The sequence below is a fragment of the Megasphaera sp. ASD88 genome, from assembly GCF_002287425.1.
GTDB lineage: Bacteria > Bacillota > Negativicutes > Veillonellales > Megasphaeraceae > Megasphaera > Megasphaera stantonii.
Genome location: NZ_NQXW01000059.1, coordinates 1 through 818, shown reverse-complemented (window position 1 = coordinate 818; position 818 = coordinate 1). Strand labels below are relative to the sequence as shown.

Annotated in this window: 2 protein-coding genes; both read left to right on the top strand. The window is 49.4% G+C overall.

Annotation, left to right across the window (positions count from 1 at the left end):
• Positions 1 to 309 (top strand): RusA family crossover junction endodeoxyribonuclease (locus CJ260_RS12470; protein WP_095630439.1); only part of this gene is annotated, 309 nt, incomplete at its 5' end.
• Positions 310 to 312: 3 nt separating this feature from the next.
• A partial coding sequence (locus CJ260_RS12465) for a hydrolase (protein ID WP_095630438.1) occupies positions 313 to 818 on the top strand: 506 nt, incomplete at its 3' end.

Genomic DNA, 818 nt, shown 5'->3' with positions numbered 1-818 from the left:
GTGAAAGACGCCCGGCAGAAATTTATGGCCTGCCTTGTAAAATATACGCCGGAATTGCCTCTGCAGGGGCCGTTATCCCTGACGACGCAGTGGATCTATCCGGCGGACAGCCGACACCCGGATAAGACATGGAAGGTAACAAAGCCCGATACGGATAATCTAGTAAAGTTACTGAAAGATGTTATGACAACGCTGCACTTTTGGCGAGATGACGCGCAGGTCGCCTCCGAGGTCATTCAAAAGTTTTACAGCGCCGGGCCGTCGGGGTTATTTGTTTTGATTGAACCAATGACAGAACAGGAGGAATAACCTATGGATAGACAATATTTTACGACAGATAAGGAATTGGAATTTGTGGGAGTGTTTGAGCAATATGTGCAGCGTGACGGCTGGCTGAATCTGCTGAAGAATCTGAAAGTGGAAACGGATTTCTTCGCGGCGCCGGCCAGTACTTGCCATCATGGTGCCTATGAAGGCGGCCTGCTAGATCATAGTTTGAACGTCTTTCATTGTCTGGATGATATACGGCGTATGCTTGTTGCAAAGAATATCCTGTTACCGGTGGAATCCTGCGTGATTTGCGGACTGCTGCATGATATTTGTAAGGCGAACCAGTACCACCTGGGCAAAAAATGGGTAAAAGGCCCAGCCGGCTGGCAGGAGGTATCAGCATACACGTACCGGGACGATATGCCGCTGGGGCATGGCGAAAAATCCGTTATGATGATTTTGCCGTACATGTGCCTTACGGAAGAAGAAATGCTGGCGATTCGCTGGCATATGGGGCGTTTTGATTCGTCGGCCGATACATACAATGG